Annotated in this window: 15 protein-coding genes; 11 read left to right on the top strand and 4 right to left on the bottom strand. The window is 59.9% G+C overall.

Going from position 1 to position 17,874, the window contains the following annotated elements; translation table 11 throughout:
* Positions 1-9: 9 nt before the first annotated feature.
* The 10 genes from R3D51_03470 (at position 10) to R3D51_03425 (ending at position 12,072) form a co-directional block, all read left to right on the top strand.
* Positions 10-708 (top strand): hypothetical protein, encoded by a 699-nt coding sequence (locus R3D51_03470; GenBank protein ID MEZ5898533.1) that lies wholly within the window; start codon positions 10-12, stop codon positions 706-708.
* 23 nt (positions 709-731) lie between these two features.
* Positions 732-3,554 (top strand): hypothetical protein, encoded by a 2,823-nt coding sequence (locus R3D51_03465; GenBank protein MEZ5898532.1) that lies wholly within the window; start codon positions 732-734, stop codon positions 3,552-3,554.
* Between the two features lie 40 nt (positions 3,555-3,594).
* Positions 3,595-4,437, top strand: a complete 843-nt coding sequence (locus tag R3D51_03460; protein ID MEZ5898531.1) for a hypothetical protein — start codon at positions 3,595-3,597, stop codon at positions 4,435-4,437.
* A gap of 355 nt (positions 4,438-4,792) precedes the next feature.
* A complete protein-coding gene (locus R3D51_03455) occupies positions 4,793-5,119 on the top strand; it encodes a helix-turn-helix domain-containing protein (GenBank protein ID MEZ5898530.1) in 327 nt (108 codons plus the stop codon).
* A gap of 3 nt (positions 5,120-5,122) precedes the next feature.
* On the top strand, positions 5,123-6,481 hold the full coding sequence (locus R3D51_03450; GenBank protein ID MEZ5898529.1) for a type II toxin-antitoxin system HipA family toxin: 1,359 nt from the start codon (positions 5,123-5,125) through the stop codon (positions 6,479-6,481).
* Between the two features lie 167 nt (positions 6,482-6,648).
* Entirely contained in the window at positions 6,649-7,536 is an 888-nt protein-coding gene (locus R3D51_03445) for a replication initiation protein (GenBank protein MEZ5898528.1), read from the top strand.
* 169 nt (positions 7,537-7,705) lie between these two features.
* The gene (locus R3D51_03440) at positions 7,706-9,250 is read left to right on the top strand and encodes a Fic family protein (GenBank protein ID MEZ5898527.1); all 1,545 of its coding nucleotides are present in this window, start codon (positions 7,706-7,708) and stop codon (positions 9,248-9,250) included.
* A 1,477-nt stretch (positions 9,251-10,727) separates the two neighbouring features.
* Positions 10,728-11,399, top strand: a complete 672-nt coding sequence (locus R3D51_03435) for a ParA family protein (GenBank protein MEZ5898526.1) — start codon at positions 10,728-10,730, stop codon at positions 11,397-11,399.
* Positions 11,396-11,755, top strand: a complete 360-nt coding sequence (locus tag R3D51_03430) for a hypothetical protein (protein MEZ5898525.1) — start codon at positions 11,396-11,398, stop codon at positions 11,753-11,755. The genes R3D51_03435 and R3D51_03430 overlap by 4 nt, the downstream gene beginning before the upstream one ends.
* Positions 11,755-12,072 (top strand): hypothetical protein, encoded by a 318-nt coding sequence (locus tag R3D51_03425; protein MEZ5898524.1) that lies wholly within the window; start codon positions 11,755-11,757, stop codon positions 12,070-12,072. The genes R3D51_03430 and R3D51_03425 overlap by 1 nt, the downstream gene beginning before the upstream one ends.
* Before the next feature lie 30 nt (positions 12,073-12,102).
* On the opposite strand, the gene R3D51_03420 is transcribed toward R3D51_03425, so the two are convergent.
* From R3D51_03420 to R3D51_03405, 4 genes are read right to left on the bottom strand one after another with little or no spacing between them, the layout of a single operon-like run.
* Positions 12,103-12,321, bottom strand: coding sequence for a hypothetical protein (locus tag R3D51_03420; GenBank protein MEZ5898523.1), 219 nt, complete (start codon positions 12,319-12,321; stop codon positions 12,103-12,105).
* Positions 12,305-15,460, bottom strand: coding sequence for a TM0106 family RecB-like putative nuclease (locus R3D51_03415; protein ID MEZ5898522.1), 3,156 nt, complete (start codon positions 15,458-15,460; stop codon positions 12,305-12,307). Before R3D51_03415 ends, R3D51_03420 begins: the two co-directional genes overlap by 17 nt.
* A gap of 22 nt (positions 15,461-15,482) precedes the next feature.
* The gene (locus R3D51_03410) at positions 15,483-16,184 is read right to left on the bottom strand and encodes an RES family NAD+ phosphorylase (protein MEZ5898521.1); all 702 of its coding nucleotides are present in this window, start codon (positions 16,182-16,184) and stop codon (positions 15,483-15,485) included.
* The gene (locus tag R3D51_03405; GenBank protein ID MEZ5898520.1) at positions 16,177-16,581 is read right to left on the bottom strand and encodes an MbcA/ParS/Xre antitoxin family protein; all 405 of its coding nucleotides are present in this window, start codon (positions 16,579-16,581) and stop codon (positions 16,177-16,179) included. The genes R3D51_03410 and R3D51_03405 overlap by 8 nt, the downstream gene beginning before the upstream one ends.
* 124 nt (positions 16,582-16,705) lie before the next feature.
* Between R3D51_03405 and R3D51_03400 the strand changes: the two genes are divergently transcribed.
* A complete protein-coding gene (locus R3D51_03400; protein ID MEZ5898519.1) occupies positions 16,706-17,872 on the top strand; it encodes a multiubiquitin domain-containing protein in 1,167 nt (388 codons plus the stop codon).
* Positions 17,873-17,874: the final 2 nt, after the last annotated feature.

The following is a 17,874-nucleotide window of genomic DNA, read 5'->3' as shown; positions in this document are numbered from 1 at the left end:
ATTCCTTGCTTGGCGTTTCTTTTGGCGCTGCCGTCGCTCGTTCGCGCCGAAACCGGCTACGGCAAGCTCTTCTACGGCATTCCGTTGAGCTCGAGTGTCGACGAGGTCGAGAAGCTGCTCGCCGCGCGTGAAGGCTTCAAGGTCAGCACCTCCAGTAAAGCGGACGGCACTACCTCGGTTCGCGGCAATTTCGACGCGGGCACTGTCGAGGTGCGGTTTCGTAACGGTAAGATCGTGCTGATCCAGCACAAGGCCGGTCCCTATCCGCTGAAGACGGTACGCGGCGTCGACACGTATTTCGTCAAGCAGCTGGGTCCTGTTGCCCTCCTCAAGCTCGACAAGGCCGAGCACTATTTTTCTAAGAATGACTTCGACGGGTGTCTCAAGCAGTGCGCATCAAAGTGCGGCGAGCACGCGCCGTCGCCCTACTTCTGCGACGCCGGAAAGGTCTGCCAAGGGAGCTGCCTCACTCAGACACTGCCGAGCGATCCAGCGAATCTGCAGCAGTATCTTTTCGAACGCACGCCGCAGGAGGGCGCCCAGTACTCGTCCTACTGGCCGTGTGAGAGCCGTGCCAAGGCGACACGCGTCGCGCTGGAGGCGCCTGCGGCCGGTTGCTACATGCGCTTGAGGGTTGGCGATTGCATCGGAGGTGGCGTCCCCGACAAGACCGGCTGCGTGTATGACATGCTCTATCGCAACGAATAGCAGCGTTGGCACTGGGCAGGGGCATGAAACGCAAAAATTCGATTCCCCCCCTCAATCTCCGCGCGTGCTTGTTTGCCCTCGCTCTATTGGCTTCACCGCAGGCCGTTCTTGCGAACATAGACGAAATCGAAGGCATCCCGCTCAAGATGAAGGAGGCCGACGTCGAAGCCTATGTGCGCAGCGCTCCAGCTGGCACGGGCGTCGCGCGCAGCAAAGCGCAGGATGGCGGTTCGATGATAACGCTCGCCAAAGGAAACGACGGGCGCGTGCTCCGCTTCACAACGTCCGGCGATCTGCTGATGCTGGGAATAGAGCATCGCGCCATGCCGATGTCGGCCTATCGTAAGAGCGTGCTCGACTTCATCTGGCAACATGGTACGCCGAACTATGTCGGCCTGCCGAAAGTGAGCGGCTACCCCGCAGGCGCGGACAAGGCCTGCCTGTCGCCAAGCTCGAAGCAAGGCAAAGCCATCGTCGACGTGGCTTGCCTCGAACGGCATTTTCCCAAGGAGCCGCAATCCTTCGCTTCCTGGGTCGTCACCTATATCGCGCGCACAGGTCGCCAGCCCGATCTCTTCTGGAGCTGCAAGACGAGCAAAAGCGGTCCAGCGATCCTGCCTCCGAAGGCGGAGCCGCCGAACTGCTTCGTGAAGCTCTACGCTGGAAATGACTGCGTTGGCACCGGTGATGAAGCGAGCTGCCATCAGTTTGTGAGGTACGCCAATTTTTCCCCGAGTACCGGTTCGCCTGAAGTGGCGCAGAGCGAGCAACGGCCAAAAGCAGGCGAGGAGCAAGCCGCAGCAGCACCAACAGAAAAGGCCGCCCCTCCGCCGACTGCGCCCACGCAACCGTCAGCGAATACCAGAGAGTCGAAGCGACAGAAGTCGCCAGATGATCTCATCGCGGAAGGCAAGGCGGCTCTCGCGCAAGGCCACCCCGACGTTGCCTTGCGAAAGCTACGTATCGCAAAGATGAAGGCCGGTGGTGCTTCGCCGGAGTTGCGGGAACTGATAGCCGCGGCGGAGAAAGGGCTCGATGACGCCAAGGGTGTCACTGACGAAGACCAGGCGCGCAAGGAGCGCGTCCGGGCAGCCCTGCGCAACGCCAACGAAGCGGGGCACTTCAAGAACTACGATGCGCAGCTCGGTGCCCTGAGCGAAGCGCTGGCAATCGACCCCAAAGCTGTCAGCGCGCTCAAGAGCCGCAAGCAAGTTTACGAAAAGCTGGGCAAGCCCGATCTTGCGCTGAAAGACGCAGAGACCTTGTTGGCCATAGATTCCAGCGATGCGTTCGCGCGCCAGGATGTTGCGCGACTGAAGAAACAGCTCAGCGCGTCAAGGAGGCAGAGCCAGCCCAGCACGACAGAACAAGCAGCCGACAACAACGCGGCACAGGCGGCCGAAGCGGAAGCACCACGCCCGCCCGAAAAGCTGGAGAAGCCATACGACATCAATGGCCTGCCTTTGAATTCTAATCTGGCGGCGATAGAGAAATTTCTCAAAGCCCGCACTGGCAAGAGCTTCAAGCGCAGCGAATCCGACGGCGAGGTGGAACTCGAGGGAGACGCCGACGACGGCATCTGGCTTGTCCGCTACGATACCGATAATAAATCGCTGCTACGAGCTGAGTTCACAAGCAGAAGAATTCCAGAGAAGGACCGCCGCGAAACCTATGCGGCGATCATGCGCAAGTACGGCATGCCGTATTACATCAAGACCGACTATGGCAAACTGCTCGCCCAACGGGCCAGCAGTTATGCGAACGCGAGCCAAGAGCTGAAAGACGACTTCGCGACAATGGACCAGTGCTACAGCACCTGCTGCGGTGGCTCCGATAAGAACAAGAAATGCGCACCATCTCCGCCGGTCAACACGTGCTTCAATGATTGCTACTATCCCAAACCGCCTCAAGACGCCGAAGCGCTGCTCAAATGGCTGTTCTCTGCGAACCCGACCGTCGCGCAAAAGCGCCTCCTGTACGATGGCGTGAGGCCGACATATTGGTCGTGTGCGCGCTTTGAGCCCGCCGATGTGCTTCGCAATCGAGAGCAGCACACCTGCAACGTTAGCTTTGAAGCCATCACCCACAAGGCAGATTTTGATTTCACCCTTCGGTTCGCGAACGGCGAAGCTATTGCGCGTCGGGACAAGCAACAATCTGAAATTCGAAAAGTGAAGGAAAAAATCGCGCAGGAGAAGGCTAGCCAAGCACGGGCAGATGCCTATCGCAGGGAGAAAGCGGCAAAGGAGGCTCGCTACGCCGCAATCGACGCCAAGATCGCCAAACGCTACCCCTTGATTGCCCAGGGCCGGCTCGAATTCCTGCGCGATAAATGGCGCAGCTACGAGGACTTCAAGGTCTGGATGGCAAACGAGCTGAAGCAGCCCTACTGGCAGAAGATCCCAGAAGCTGAGCGCGAGACGAAGCTTCTCGAAGCGCTGACGACCAACGAATATCTGCCGGGCGGCCCAAACTATAACGACCCTCATATGCGCAACGCGCTCCAGGACTATCTGCATTTCGAGGACCGGCGCCGGTCCTTCGATACGGACAACACGCGCGCCATGATCGACAAGACGACGGCCGATCCGCAATTCGCTTCGATCACCGACGAAAAGGCGCGCAGGACGGCGGCAATCGCCTCGCTTCAGAAGCGCCACCCGGAGCAGATGAAGGCCTATCTGGCTGAGCTCGATAAGATCCGCGACTGCTACAACAACGGCTCCGTCGAGGCCGGACGCATCGGCGGCGCGATGACCTACAGCCGAGCGCCCGGCTGCTGGGGCTACACCACGGCGCGGGACGTAAACCTCGGCATGGCCAAACGCCCGAACTGGGAGCCGTGAGAGCGCAGAGCTGTCAAGCTAATGAAACGGATACCGCGGCATGCCTTCAGTCGAAGCGAGGTGGTCGGGCCGTTGCCGGGACAGGCAAAAGCAGGACGAGCTGTCTCGCTATCTAAAGGTGCTGGCGGAGATCAATCACGGCTACTGGGCAGATTACCCGGCGCCGATCGCCGGGATCAATCGCGCGATGCATCGCGCTGCGGGCATCGAGCCGTTGGCGGACCCGACATGGCGCGAGTTCGATATCCCCATTGAAGGTCGTATCGTTGTCAGCGGCGACGTCGTTCGTCGCGGTTCCGGGGATGCAAAAGAATGCAACGCGGATCTTGGGGCCAGGCTGCGCGAGGCCAGGCTACCCGTTTTCATGACAGAGACGTCGGCCGTCTGCCATACATCGCTCCCCAGATGCCGCCTCAAGGGCATCGATCTTGTCCTGTTCGATCCGCGGCGCCTCTTTCCCGGCAATGACCGGCTGAGCTTCGTGTTCCTGTCCGAGACGGGCTGCCCTCTTCTGGAGAACGTGACGGTTGAAGTGCATGAGCGGGGCGTGTTTGCGAACACTTCGAACGTCGAAGCCGACGAGGTCGATTGCTATCTCGGCGCTCCGACACTGCACCTTCGCTATATGCACGAAGCGTTTCTCGATTGCCTCATGGCCTGGATCAAATGGCACTTCGTGGAGGATCTCCACTACTGGCGCAACGAGGATTGGCCCGACGCCGCGCTCTACAACGACTGGTTCGCAGATGCTGCAGACAAGCACCGGCCGATCGGCGCGCGCGACGCCATATTCTCCAAGCTCTGCGATGAGTTCATCGTTGAGTGCGATACCTGGATCGACCGCGCCGAGCGCAACTTTTCGCAAGCGAAGTCCGAAGATTGATGCCGGCATGTCGGAGCGACGATCTTGGCGCAGCCGATCTACCTCTCCTGGCTGCTTAGCTGGCCAGGACGCCAGGTATTGATATGCTCGGTTCACGTTTGGCGACGACGTCGGCTTTCTCTGCAAGACCACATTTGCCCAACTGGCCGACCGCGCAAGGATCGCGGTCTTGATGAGATTTTTTCTGCCGTGGGCACAACATATAAGACGTCATAAATAGTGTCATATGGTGATTATGTGGTCGTTTATGATCGCTTGTGCACGGATTGCGCGACAGAAACCTTGCTTGGCGTGCACGTAATATGCTATAAATAACGTCGTATCTCGGTTCCGAACCTATTTATAGCGTCTAACGATGAAGAGCTCGAAGTCAAAAACCACCCTGCCCGTGCGCGTGCGCCGCGCCATCGAGAAGCTTGGCGGTGATATCTCGGTCGCCCGGAGACGCCGCGGTATCAGCCACAAGCTCATGGCCGAACGCGCCTTCATCTCGGCGAGCACGCTGACGCGCGCCGAGAAAGGCGATCCCGGCGTCTCCATGGCCGTCTATGCCTCTCTCCTTTTCGTCCTCGACATGACCGACCGGCTGGCGGCGCTCGCCGATCCTGCGCAAGACCCCGTCGGCATGGCCCTCGAAGAAGAACGTCTGCCCAAGCGCATCCGGCAGCCGCGCGGGGACTAGGCCATGGAACGCGAGCTTCTCATCTACATGGATATCGCGCGCGAGCCCGTTCTCGTCGGCCGCCTCTGGGCGCGCGAGCGCGCGGGCCGCGAAACCTCCTCCTTCACCTATGATCCGTCGTGGATCAAAAGACGCGGCGCGTTTGCGCTCGCCCCTTCCCTGCCGCTGACGCCCGGCCCCTATCATTCGGCCAAGGGACTGCTGACCGCCTTCACAGACGCAGCACCCGATGCCTGGGGGCGCAAGCTGATGCTGCGCCAGGAGCGTGCGCGTGCGCGCAAGGCGAAGACGCAGCCGCGCACCCTCTTCGATATCGATTTTCTGGCCGGCGTGGATGATTTCACGCGGCTTGGAGCGCTGCGCATCAAGGATGCGGGTGGCGAGGAGTTCATCGCGCAGACCGGCCGGCCGGTCCCGCCCCTGATCGATCTGCCCAAGCTGCTTTCCGCCACTGGCCGCATCGAGCGCGATCGCGAGACCGATGACGATCTGGTGCTCGTGCTGGCACCCGGCACGTCGCTTGGCGGCGCGCGCCCCAAAGCGACGGTGCGCGACGTCAACGGCAATCTGCTGGTTGCGAAGTTTCCGAAGAGAGATGACGACTGGCCGGTGACGCTCTGGGAAGCGGTGGTCTTGCAGCTTGCTGAAAGTGCGGGCGTGACCGTGCCGCAGTGGCGTCTGGAAGTGATCGCGAAAAAGCCCGTGCTGCTGCTGACCCGCTTTGACCGCGCCGATATCGAGACGCGCATCCCCTTCATGTCGGCAATGACGGCGCTTGATGCGGAGGATCACGGCGATCAACGCAGCTATCTGGAAATCGTCGATGTCCTGCGCCAGCTGGGATCGCGGCCGGAAGCCGATATCGCCCAGCTCTGGCGGCGGATCGTCTTCAACATGCTGGTCTCCAACACCGACGATCACTTGCGCAACCATGCCTTCCTGCATGACGGCACCGGCTGGACCCTCTCCCCCGCCTACGACATGAACCCCTGTCCGGTCGATGTACGCCGCCGCATCCATGCGCTCGCCATCGACGAAACCGATGCATCGGCGTCACTGGAGCTGGCTCTGGATGTAGCGCCCCGATTCGGGATCGATGCGGCCGATGCAAAGGCGATTGCAGGGGAAGTGGCGGAGGCCGTCGCCGATTGGCGTGCGGTGGCCAAGTCTTTCAAGTTGAAGGCCGCCGAGATTGCGCGCATGGAGTCGGCTTTCGATCACGAGGATCTGGCCGACGCTCTGAAGCTTGCGCCCGCGAAAGCCAAACCCGCCAAGCGCTCACCGGCAAAGAAGGCCGCAGCCAAGTCGTCTTCAAAACCGGCCAAGACAAAATCGGGCAGGCAGAAGAAGCGCCGCAAGTGACCCGCGTCTTGAAGTGAGAGATTGGGCGGCATGAATTGAATCAGATGCTTGACCCGATTCGCTGAGTCCAAAAGTGAGAAAATGGGCGAGCCCGATTCGCTAAGTGAGTCACAATACAGGTGAATTCACTTCTTGACGCCCTCACTTCAAATCGGCACCGTGAATTCGTGCGTAAACAGACGAACCCGCACGAAGATACTTCCAAGACCCCGCTTGCAAGCCCGACGGGACCCCTGCTCGCAACCGATATCAAGGTCACCGGCCAGCCTCTGCATCCCGACAATGCCGGCCAGATCATCAAGCCGCGCGAGCTCGTCGATATCATCGAAATCACGCCGCTCAACCGCGCCGAGACCGTGCTCTACAACCAGCTGCTCGGTCACGCCTGGAACGAGATTCGCGCGAAGCCCGTGCACAAGATCCGCAAATCCGTGCTTCGCGGCTCGCACGAGAGCAATGACCGCCTGAACGAAGCCTTCGACAACCTGATGGGCGCATGGGCGAAGATCCGCGCCCGCGACCCGCAAACCGGCGAGATGGCGACATTCCGCGTCCACCTGCTGGGCACCAACAAGGAAGAGGACAAGAGCGACGGGTACTTCACCTACACCTTCCCGCCCGATCTCCTCGCCATCATCTCGCAATCCAATGCCTGGGCGACCATCAAGTCGCACATCATGTACACGCTGCGCTCCAAATACTCGATCCGCCTCTACGAGATGATCGAGCGCCGCATTGGGCTTACCAAGCAGTTCGAGGAGTTCTCGATCGAGGATTTGCGCGGGCTTCTGGGCGTACCGGACGGCAAGCTTCCCCGTTATGCCGATTTCAACAAGCACTCCCTTCAGCCGGCTCTCGGCGAAGTCAATCAACTGACCGACTTCTTCGTCTCGATCGCGGCCGTCAAGAAGGGCCACACGGTCGAAAAACTGATCATGCACTGGGCGCGCAAAGATCCCGACGGCCGCCGCCAGGCCGAATCCGAGCGCGAGCGCAGCCGCGTCGGCCGCTCCGCGCGCCGCCAGGGCACGGTCGAAGTCATTACCTTCGACTAGGGGAAGTTGATGTTGCCGCCCAATCTCTCACTTTTCACGTGACCGCTTTGTCCCGCTGGCTCTGATTTTTCAGAAAGAGGACGCTTTGCGATAGTTTTTCATGGCCGGAGACGGTTTTTCACGGCATAGTGGGCAAGTGAACGATTTTCATGGGGCGAGAGTGGATTTCATGGCAGCAGGCAGCGGCAAGCAATTTTCAGGAGCGGTGACGGTTTTTCACGAGCGGCGGTTGCCTGAACGGGCCACCCCGGTCGGATATGCGGCCCTGATCGATGCGTACGCGCTCGCCGCCCCGATCCCCCTCACCCTCTCTGCCATCGGCTCACGCCACAAGCTTCAGACCGTCGATGGATGGCGACTCTTCACCCCCCGCCACGCACCCGCCGCGACCCTTGAGGGGCATCTCACCTTCGCTCTCAAATACGAAGGCCTGGATCTCGCGGTCTTGAAGCGCCTCTTCCTCACAACCGGGCCTCAACCGATCGAGACGCTTGTCAAAGGAACGCCCACGGGACGCTACTCCCGCAGGATTTGGTTCCTCTACGAATGGCTCACGGGACGCACGCTCAAACTCAAGGATCTCGCCAAAGTCGCCTATGTCGATGCCGTAGACACCGGCCTGCAATACGCGGCGGACGGCACGGACTCGCCGCGCCACCGCGTTCGCAACAATCTGCCGGGCACCCCCGAATTCTGCCCCCTCGTCTTCAAGACCAAGGCGCTCGAAGACTTCATCGCGCTCGACCTGCCCGCCCGCGCCAAGGCCACGGCCGCCGCGGTTCCCGCCGATCTTCTCGCCCGCACCGCCGCCTTCCTACTGCTCAAGGATTCGCGCGCCAGCTACGTGATCGAGGGCGAAAACCCGCCACTCGATCGCATTCAGAGATGGGGCCGCGCCATCGGGCAGGCGGGGCGCAGGCCGATCGATCTGAACGAACTGCTGCGGCTGCAACAGATCGTCATTGGCGACGACCGTTTCGTCCACCTTGGCCTACGCAAGGAGGGCGGTTTTGTGGGTGAGCATGACCGCGACAGCCGCACGCCCCTGCCCGAGCACATCAGCGCCCGCCATGAGGACTTGGCAGCCCTCGTGGCGGGAATGGTCGCCTTCGACCATGACAAGGCCCCGGCTCTCGACCCCGTGATCGCCGCAGCCGTGCTCGCCTTCGGCTTCGTATTCGTGCATCCCTTCGAGGATGGCAACGGCCGCATTCATCGCTACCTGATCCACCACGTGCTCGCCTCGCGCGGCTTCAATCCACAAGGCGTCGTCTTCCCTGTCTCCGCGACCATCCTGGAGCGCATCGATGACTATCGCACTGCGCTTGAGGCCTATTCCGAGCGCGTGCTTCCCCTCGTCCGTTGGCGCCCCACACAAGATGGCAATGTCGAGGTGCTGAACGATACCGGCGACTTCTACCGCTTCTTTGATGCGACTCCGCAGGCCGAGTTCCTCTACGCCTGCGTGCGCAAGACCGTCGAGGAGGATCTGCCGCAGGAGACCGACTATCTGCGCCGATATGATAGGTTTCGCGCGGCCGTGGAAGCCATACTGGATATGCCTGATCGCACCATCGATCTCCTCTTCCGCATGCTGCGCCAAAACGAGGGCCGTCTCTCGAAGCGCGCTCGTGGAAAGGAGTTCGCCAAGCTTACGGACGCCGAGGCAAAGCGTATCGAGAAGGCCTATGCAGCGACATTCGAGCAGGCATGACGCATACCGACGGGCGATCGTCTTGCTCCGCCCAATTCCTCACTTGAAGGCCCGCTTGTCAGAATCTTGCGCCCCTTCTCTCACCCGCCGTCGCCCAGCCTCTCACTTACGCCGCCCGATCTCTCACCCGACTCCGCCCAATTTCTCACCCAGATCGCCCGATCTCTCACTTCCAGTGCTGTAACGCACTGTTATTGCGCATCGATTTCGCCTCTGAAATAGAATCTTGAATCCTTGAATTAAATGAATCACGGACGCGTGCGCCCCTCACCGGGATTATGTCTTCTCTACACAGGTCCCAGGCTCAAAAGTGAAACGACTTGTAGCCGGATAGAGAGCCTCACTACGTTCGGTGATGATTGCGTGGCCGCCCAAGCGGCCACAACCATTTTGAAGCCCCTCACCCTTCGTTCGCGCATACGCGCTCACTGCGCCGCACCTGTTAAGCGGAATCCGCGTTGCACGCGGATAACCGATGTGCGTTGAGCCAGTGGATATGCCCGGCTTCAGAAGTGAAACAACTTCCACGTGGAGAGGATGCTGTTCGGCTATGCGTGAGACCGACACGTGAGGTCACAGCCCTTGAGGGCCGGCATCTTCCTCGTGGATAGGCCCGAAATCCCACACAGACGCATCCTGATCACGATCCGGAGTATCGCGTGGGAGGTTGAGACTGTCGGAGACGACACGCGATCCTGAAGCGTTTATGGCGGCCATCCTCTGGACCGGTATGACGGAGCAAGTCCAACGAAGCCGCTTCACCGCCCAGAGACTCGCCGCTTTCCCTACACCTCGGCATGTTCTGACACGGCAAGTGAAAGTGAGACGGAACTGCTCTCACTTTCACGCGGGCGCAAACGGCCAAGGCCCCTCCCCGCCTGATCCGCCACCTTGCTCAAGGCTTCACCAAAAACCATGGGCCGCGCCGGCGGGATATTCGCCAGCCATCGCCATGCGGGCCTAGCCGGACCTGCCGGCCACGCGGGTCAAGGCCAAGCACGCGGCCGCCCTGCCCTGGCGGTTGGACGGCCGGCCTTGACCGCGCCGGCAACGGTCCGTCTTGAAGAAGGCCCTGGCGACGGGCTGGCTCCGAAAACCATGGGGCGATGCTTATGCCCCACGTGCGCAAGAGCGCGAAGCACACAACGACCCAAATCCACAAATCACCGATTGGTCAAAGCGGTGCTTGCCCATCAGGGGCAAGTGTTGGGTTGGTGACTTGCCCAAGTGCAGAGATGGGTTCTTGCGCAGTTGGTCAATCGTATCGTTGCCTATCTGCGCCATTGCGCGAAACGGCAAGTGAGAATTTGGGCGAGTTCTCACTTTTGCATTTATGGCCTTGCGCAAAAACACGGTTGGGCATCCGCAACGAATCCGGCATGCTTTTACGCATATGGGCAACTCGCCGCCTGTGCAGTTACCCAAATCCATATTTGCCAAAGTCAATATTTGCGTACATGAAGAAAGTTCGCGTTCCATGATTATTACATTCGCATCCTCCAAGGGCGGCGTCGGCAAATCAACCGCCTGCGCCTGCATCGCCGCCGAGCTCGCGCGGGAAGGGGCCAACGTCCTCCTCCTCGATCTCGACCAGAACCGCACCCTCGACCGATGGGCCAAACGCGCGCCGTTCCCGGGCCTCACCGTCAAGGCCGTTGATCAGCAGAAATTCTCCAACGTGCTGCGCGATGACGAGAAAAGCGGCCATTACGATCACATCTGCATCGACCTGCCAGGCACGCGCGAGGTGACGCTCTACAAGGCGCTCGCCCGCGCCGATCTGGTGGTGATCCCTGCGCAGGCCTCCGAGCCCGACCTGCGCGAGGCGCTCGTCATCGTTGGCGACATCCGCGACGTGGGGGAGACGACGGGCCGCGCGATTCCCTACCGGCTGCTGCTCACCAAAATCTTTCCCTTGCGCACGCGCGTGACCGACTTCGCCTATGCGGAGCTTGAACGCCACGGGCTGCCGCTCTTCCGCACCGCGCTCGTCGAGCGCGCCGCCTACCGCGAAATGTTCCTGACCGGAGAGCCGCCGACGGCATTAGAGCCCGACAAGGGCGCAGGGCTGGAGATCCGCGCGCTGCTCGCCGAGATCAAGGCCATCGCAGGGCAGGGGTTCCAGACCAAACTCCAACAGGCAGGATGATGATGAAAGAAGACCGCAAACCCTTCATGTCCCTCGATGTGGATGTCGATGACGAGAAGCTCGAGAAGCTCGCAGCCACGAAAGGCGTTGGCGTGCTCGTCAAGCCCGAAGCCAACGGGGCAGGGGAGGGGGCTGAAGCAAAGCGCAAGGCCCCCACGCCGGCCAATGGCGCGACGCCGCGCTCGCGCATGAAGACCGTCAACCTGGAGCTGCCCGACTATGTCTGGACGGATCTCAAAATCCGCGCCGCGAAGGAGCAGGTTTCGCTCCGTCACATCGTCATGACGGCGCTGCGGGATTTTGGCGTCGAGATCGCAGAGAGCGACATGGTGCAGGACGGCCGGCGGATGCGCTGATGAACGCGGAGCCAGGAGCACCGGAGCTGTTCATCGAAGTCCATTGCAGTCTGCCCAATGCCTGGCCGCCAGAGCCGATTCTCAAATTCAGGATGAAAGACGGGGCCGCACGCGCTGCCTTCGACGAAGCCAGGGAAGTCTTCGCGGTGTCCACAGGCCTTGCTCAAGGCGAGGTCTATTTGGCGTCGGTGACAGCGATCGTCGACAGCTTCGTGACCTGCAAGCTCGGCCTGATAGAAGTGCTCTCCAAGCTGGAAGAAGAGGGCGAGGTCGTTGAGGCGGTACAAGAGGGATCTGGCCCTTCAATCGAGAAGTGATCAGTCACAAGGTCAAATTATTGCATAAGCTCAGGCAGCACGTGCGGGATCGGATTGAGGTTCGCTATCAGGTGCTCGTGCATAGGCTTCCGCCCAGCACAGTGCGTTGACGAGCTTGACCTGCTCGATGGTGCGGCAAGGCACCTCAAGAAGGCGCGGGCTTGCGACAACGATAGCCAGACCTTGCGCCCTTGAGATCGCAACGTTGAGCCGGTTCCGGCTGAACAGAAATTCATGCTCGCGCGGCATCTCCTCTGCGCTTGGTAGTCATCGACAGGACGACCACAGGCGCTTCCTGGCCTTGAAACTTGTCAACTGTGCCAACTTTGGCACCCTCAGGAAGCAGGCCTTCGAGGTTGGCAACCTGCATGTTGTAGGGTGTGACTACGAGGATATCATCGAGTTCCATCGGCCTTTCGATGCCATCGCGATCGATCCACCTTTGCCGCAGTAGGCTCTCAACGATTGCTTTGACCGCGACAGCTTCCTCATCGGAGCGTTGAGCGCATCCTTCATGCACAACCTCGACAAATGACAAGCCTGCTGGTTTGAGCGCTTCATGGCGGTTGGAGGCCAACACCAGGCGTTGCACATCATTTCCTGGAGCAGGTTCGAGCCTATCGTCGTAGAACGCTGCTGAAATAAATCCGCACACGGCGGGGTGCATGCGGCGGCTGGCCGGCAAGAATATGCCGAGGTGCGGCGGTACCGTCGGCAACTGCCCCAAAACGTATTCCAGGGAGGATGAGCCCGACTCACCTGGATGAGCCCCCTTGATCGGCTGCCCGAGCTGCATTTGGTCGCCCACCAGAACGAGATTGCGAGCGCTCGTGCCCATCGCCACGATGTTCCCGATCGATACCTGTCCTGCTTCATCGACGAAGAGATAATCCATCTGGCCGTCGAGATCCTGGCGCGAAAACAACCAAGCTGTTCCGGCAATCAACTGATGCCCATGAACATCGGCGTTGTCGGTGGTGTCGCCAATCATCATGCCGTCGAAGAACTGGCTCTCTTTCGAGGATTTCTTCATTCCCCGGAAGCTGAACCCGCGTGATAGTGCGACTGCCTCGACTTCGGCCAAAAGCTTGTTGATGGCCTTGTGTGAATTGGAGGAGACACCGACGCGTTTTCCGGCTTCCAGCAATGCCACAATGGCGCGGCCACTCGTATACGTCTTGCCGGCGCCGGGCGGCCCCTGAATGACGAGATAGCTCTGATCAAGCGCTGAGATGGCCGCGACTGCTCGCTCTACCGGATCGCCCTGAAGCTCAGCGAGAACCGCTCCCCCAGATAGCCGCGGCGGGCTCTTTTCCAACAGGTCACGAACTGCACGATAGGCAGCGCCGTTCTGCGCTGCGGACTCGGCCACACGGAAAATCGCATCCTTAAGAACGGTCGATCCGATGGGTTTAGGGGGCAGCAGCGAGAATCGATCCGGAAGTGCGCCGCCTTTCTTGCCGCGCTTCAACTGAATGCGCCTGGCCTTCTCGTCAATATCGACGACTTCACCTGCAGGCGCGAGCGTCTCGGATAGGAGGGGCCTATCCTCGTCACGCAGTTTGAAGTCCTGCGCGGGGAATCCAAAAGTATAGACGTATGACTGCTTGACCGGTGCAGGAGGCTGGCCGACATCGTGTAAGCCGCCGAGGCACTCGGCGTCATCTATAAGATCTTCCTCTGGCCGATATTGCCGATCGAACATTGCCCAATGCACGGGCTTGGCCTCGCGTCGATGAAATTCGAGCAGATCCGCCAGAGTCGCTGTGCCAGGCGTTCCGCAGCCAGACAGGGCTGCATACATTTCGGCCGTGCGTTGCTCGGCTGCTTGCCGTTGGTCGGCCTTTTCGTCCTCCTGGGCTGCCGCGTCGGCACCCGAAAACCAGGGAGCCGTTCCAGGGCGAATTGTGTTGAGCCAGTCGCGCAGAAGCAAGGTCGAGACGCAATCAATACGGTTATAATCCTCGATTTCGGCCAGAAGTGCAGGGTCCTGAAGCTTGCGCCAGTTCTCGTAGACCACGACGCTTTGACCGGCTGTCTTCACTTCGCCCTCGCGCTTGGGCATGTAGAAGACTTCCATATTCTTGATCGAGTAGCTGGGCTCCGAAACGCGCACTCCTTCAACTACTACTCGGTAGAGATCGACCAGCTTCCTGCGCCGCAGTAGGTCATCAAGCTCAGCCTCGCGCGTTCCATGAAAGATCGACAGGCGCTTGAGTGCAGAGGCCTCGTAGGAAGCGTAGTGATAGATATGAGCTGCCGGGTGCGCCTGTAGGCGCTCAACCATGAAATCAATCGCGTCCTCGAATGCCTTCTTCTCTTCCTCTCTGTTATGCGCCCAAAAGGCCTTGAAGGTCGGCTTGTCGCTTGGCCCGCTGATGAACCCGAAAAGGTATTCAAGCCCACCTGTGATCAGAGGATCTCCTTCCATGTCGAAGAAGAGATCTCCAGGATCCGATTGGGGCATCCGGCAAAATCCTCGCCCTTGCTCGACCGGAAGGACTTCGTGCCTGTTCTGTCCGTCATTGCGCTTTGCGACTTGAAGGGCGGCCTGGCTCCCTAAGCGTCCCAGCATCGCATCCGGCAGGCCCTTCACGCTTGGACCGGTATAACCGGCAAGGGCCTCGATGTTGGAAATCCCTGCGTCGCGGAGGTTGCGGATTTGCGTTGAACGAATGTTGGCGACAAGGCTCAAGTGACCCTCTTCCTCCCACTCAGCATCGCAGACGGGCTGCCAACGGCAGTAAGTACATTGCGAGCAGGGTTCAGGCGACGAGGCTCCCGGCGGCTTCTCCGTGAACGCGACCAGCCGGTCGGAGGCGGCTTGCATGTAGTGAGTGTAGTCGTGCGTTCTAAGAACCACCTCGTTTCCATCACCCAGCAGCACGCCGACGTTCGCGGGAACCAGACCCTGCTCTTTCTCGATGAGTGAGGCATAGACGCCAAGCTGGATCAAATGACTTGGTTTTGCCGAGCGCGACAACTTGGTGTCGAGGACGATGTAGCTCCACGCGCCGAGCTTTGATGGGATGTCGACTTTCCGAAGAAAGTCGGAATAGCCGTGCCATGGCCGCCCGAGCAAAGCTCCCTGAAAGATGACGTCGACGCCGCGCTGCATGGCGGCACGCGTAGCCCCAACACGCTCATCGAGCGTGGCTGAGGATGAGATCGCTTCGACCGTCAGGCCCTCGGATCGTAGCCTTTCCAGATATGCCGCTTCGTGCTCCAGGCCCTTTTGCTGCAGTAGTTCGGTCTGCGCGTCATGCTGCTCCGGCGCTTTAGGGCCACCCTGCGCTGCTTTCAGATCGAGAAATGTTGCGTGTCGGCAACCGAGGAAGGTGACCAAATCACTAGCTGAAAATAGAAGTTTGCCGCCATTCACTTGCATAATATTTCCTCCGCGCCGAACCCTATGCAGCTCGGCGCTTTTTCACGTTAATCAATTCGTCAGGATCAATCGTACGACCGTCGGTGTAGCAATAGATCTGCGAGATGCGCTCGCCGTCCCAAACGTAGCTGTAATGATCGGTCTGCACTGCGGGACCTGTGAATGCCGTCGGTCTGAGAACGACAGCGATGCTCTCCGCACGACGCGTCCGGCTTGGCAGCAGGAGCCCATAGGACTTCTCCTCGCGCAGCGAGATTGCCGCCTGCCGAATCTTTCCCGGTTCCGCGCCATCTAAGGCACTTACATCATGCAGCGACGCGGTGAGTGGCGTAACCAGCATACGCATATCAAGCTTGGTAGCCGGCTCACGTGTCTTGCGAAGAAAGATTTCACGGCTGGCGACCGAGTCGGCAAGCGCGCCTTCGTCGGACTGCGCAACCACGCAATACCCGAATGACCCATCGGAGAAGCGCGACGGGTGAGGATTGGGATAGGCGAAGGGGGCGACCACCCAGTTTTGCTCGACGCCCCTATCCTCCGGCAGCAGATAATCGCGGGCAGAAACCTCGCGCAGACGCGGATTCGTCATCACCTCTATGGCTTTCAGGGCGTCCCATATCGCGCTCGGCGCAATCGGTTGATACGGTTCCACCGGCGGGAACCGCGACGGTATCAACCGACAGGAGCGCTTCCACTCGACCTTGCGCACGGCAAACTCACTCATCCCAGCCACCCCGCTGCGCATCCAGATATGTGCGGACTTTGTAGAGGTCGATAAGCGACCCCGTGGTCATGAGGTAGTCGATCGCCGACTTGCCTGCGAACATTGGCGCGTCGTTCGCACGTTTCGGCCACGCGTCGGCGCTAGCTTGCTCCGTGAACAGGATGCGGAGTGACTTATAGATGTTGAGCAGGTGGGAAATGCGCTCGACCGTATCGTTGGACAGCTGCCCTCCTTCCTTCTTCCATTTGAAAAACGTCGATCGCGGCGGCGATCCAAGCAGCTTCATTTGCTCCTCGGTCGAGAGACCCCAGGCGTCCGCCATACTGAAAAATCCCTGAAGTGCAGCCCTGTGATCGAGGTCCCCTGGCCGGTACGCGACATGGCTATTTCCTCGCATAGCATCTCCTTTTGTCTATATTTGGACTTGACAAGCATAATAGTCTAAATCTAGATTTAGTCCAGATTTAGTCCAGATTTAGACGTCATGAACAGTCTAGTCCAACTTCGAGAAGGAGGCAACGATGCCGCAAGACATTGATAAGAGAATAGAATTTGAGCCAGACTCCGGTGCAGGTGGCGGAAGCCATCAGAGCGATTCGGATCAGGAATCCTGCGTATCCGGGCGCGGACACACTGTGAGCGTCGCCGATGAGAGCTTCGCGTTCAGCGAGGTGCGGTTCGACGATCGGAAAGTGACGGGAAGCCAAATTGCCGAGGCGGTCCGGGCTCACCCGGTCGAGGAATACGTCATCATTCAGCAACTGCCGACGTTCGAGCTGGAGACTATTCGGCCGAATGAGCTGATCGATCTCGGGAGGCCGACACGAGTCTTCGTTATCAAAGGCAGTGGCACCGACAAATTCTACGTCAATGGCCTCAGTCTCGAATGGCCCATCAAATCGTTGTCCGGACGCGCCATCAAGTTTCTTGCCGGCGTGGACGAAGACGACGAGCTTCTGCTCGAGCGTGACGATGCACCGGACAAGATCATTGGTGACGATGACGAAGTCCGCATTGGCAGGGCCGGCGTCGAACACCTGAAGTCCAGGCCACCACGTGGCCCCATCACGATTGTCGTCGACGGCGAGCCCTACGAGGCCCCGCGGCGGATCATGACGCCAAACGAGATCATCAGGGGGGCCACCAGCAAAGACCCGGCCACCCACTATCTCGTGCAGATCACCAAGCATGAGCGGATTAGTTACAAGGACAAGGGTGATGAGCCCATCCGGCTGAAGAAGGGCCTCAAGTTCCAGGTCATCTGCACCGGACCGATGACAGTGTCGGATCCCCAGCACCAGACCGGTGTAATCGCATTCATGAACGGCCTGCGGCAGCTTGGTTTCCAGCCGTCGCAGGTGAAAGGTCACGACAACCATGTCGTGTTCGATTACGCGGTCGAGACCGGGCCGTATGCGGACAAGACGTACCGGTTGGGGCTGGTCGTGCCGAACGACTTCCCCATGAATGCTCCGACAGGACCGTATGTGTCGCCGGAAGTGCATCCCATCAAACCGGACGGGCCGCACCCAACCGGAGGCGTCCATAAAAATCAGGCAAAAGCCTTCGACAGGGCCGCCGGCGGATCGTGGCAGTACTGGTCGCGGCCGTTCCCCGAGTGGCAGAACAGCAAACGCTCCGTTGCCGCGTATCTGAGCCACATCTGGAATTTGTGGGATTCGCAATGAGT

The sequence above is a fragment of the Hyphomicrobiaceae bacterium genome (assembly GCA_041397645.1).
Lineage (GTDB): Bacteria > Pseudomonadota > Alphaproteobacteria > Rhizobiales > Hyphomicrobiaceae > Hyphomicrobium_B.
Note: the sequence above shows the minus strand (reverse complement) of the source record. Positions and strands in the feature narration are given on the sequence as shown.